At 43.2% G+C, this 1,892-nt stretch carries 1 protein-coding gene; it reads left to right on the top strand.

Annotated elements, in window-relative coordinates; genetic code table 11:
- The first annotated feature begins 554 nt into the window (after positions 1 to 554).
- Positions 555 to 1,817: a group II intron reverse transcriptase/maturase gene (gene ltrA, locus AC3WSK_RS26460; protein ID WP_492414990.1), complete on the top strand. Its 1,263-nt coding sequence runs from the start codon at positions 555 to 557 to the stop codon at positions 1,815 to 1,817.
- Positions 1,818 to 1,892: the final 75 nt, after the last annotated feature.

The raw sequence follows: 1,892 nt of genomic DNA, 5'->3' as shown, positions 1-1,892 counted from the left end.
TATGTGCGCCCGGCATGCGTATGAACTATAGGGTGCAAGTCCCGAACCCCGAAGACAGAAGTAGAGGTTAGCCAAGAGCAAGGGTGTCCGTGGTGACGCGGAATCTGAAGGAAGCTGGAGGCAAAACACTGGTCCGAGGAACACGAACCTCATATAAGGCTAGGTATGATTGGATAAGTTTGCATACCAAAACAAAGTCCTTTCTGTCGAAGGTCATATCGAGTAAATGAGGCGGATAGATGGTGTGAAAGTGCATACGCTTACCCGGGGAGGTCTGATGGAAACGTGAAGTACCCTTCATAACCTACTTGGTGACAAGTAGCTGAATCATCAGAAGTCAGCAGAGGTCATAGTACGATTGGGTCTAGAACTAATCGGAAGGGCTGAACGACTAAGAGAGAATAGCCTTTGGCATTCCATCTTGAATGAATAAACACAGAAAACAGAGAAACCTCACGCTTAGAAAGTAATGGTGAAGTCCATGAGGGTATTTGCGGAGGGTGTAGTTCAGGTGGGCATAATAAGACAAGCTATTCACGGAAAGGAACGAAATGGTGATGTTGAATCAAATTCTAGCACGTCCGAATATGATACAAGCGTTAAAGCGAGTGGAAGCGAATAAAGGAAGCCATGGAGTAGACATGATGCCCGTACAAACCTTACGTCAGCACATCCTCGAAAACTGGGAATCCATTAAAGCGCAAATTCTAGCGGGAACCTATGAACCGCAACCAGTACTTCGTGTCGAAATCCCGAAATCAGAAGGTGGTGTGCGTCTATTAGGAATTCCAACCGTGACAGACCGTTTGATTCAGCAAGCTATATCGCAGATATTATCAAAGGAATATGACCAAACTTTCTCGGATAATAGTTATGGATTTCGACCAAACCGAAGCGCTCATGACGCAGTCCGAAAAGCGAAGGGTTATATGAAGGAAGGATATCGTTGGGTTGTGGATATGGATTTAGAGAAATTCTTTGATAAGGTCAACCACGACCGGTTAATGGCAACATTAGCGAAAAGAATTCATGATAAATCATTATTAAAACTTATCCGTAAATATCTCCAAGCAGGTGTCATGATAAATGGAGTTGTTTCAAGTACAGAGGAAGGAACACCGCAAGGTGGACCATTAAGTCCACTTCTTTCTAATATCGTGTTAGATGAGTTGGATAAAGAACTAGAGAAACGTGGTCATAAATTCGTTCGCTACGCAGATGACTGCAATATCTATGTGAAGAGTAAACGTGCGGGAGAGCGTACAATAGCAAGCGTACAGCGATTCGTCGAAGGTACACTACGCTTGAAAGTGAATGAGTCCAAATCAGCGGTAGACCGACCGTGGAATCGAAAATTCTTGGGTTTTAGTTTTTCACACCATAAAGAACCAAAGGTTCGAGTGGCGAAAACAAGCCTTCAACGAATGAAGAAGAAAATACGAGAAATTACCTCTAGAAAAATGCCATTTCCAATGGAATATCGTATCGAGAAATTAAACCAATATCTAATTGGATGGTGTGGATATTTTGCGCTCGCAGATACACCTTCGATATTCAGTAAATTAGACAGTTGGATTAAAAGAAGATTGCGAATGTGTCTTTGGAAGAATTGGAAGAAACCCCGAACCAGAGTCAGAAATCTCATTCGTTTAAAAGTTCCATACGGAAAAGCATACGAATGGGGAAATACCCGAAAAGGGTACTGGCGCATTTCAAAAAGCCCCATATTACACAGAACCCTCGGCAATTCCTATTGGGAATGCCAAGGGCTGAAAAGTCTGCAAAATCGTTACGAAACTTTGCGTTATTCATCTTAATTGAACCGCCGTATACGGATCCGTACGTACGGTGGTGTGAGAGGTCGGGAGCTAATCACTCCCTCCTACTCGATT

The sequence above is a fragment of the Lysinibacillus sp. EB271-A1-10B genome, from assembly GCF_058791335.1.
The sequence above is the reverse complement of the archived record's forward strand: the minus strand, read 5'-3'. Positions and strand labels throughout refer to the sequence as shown.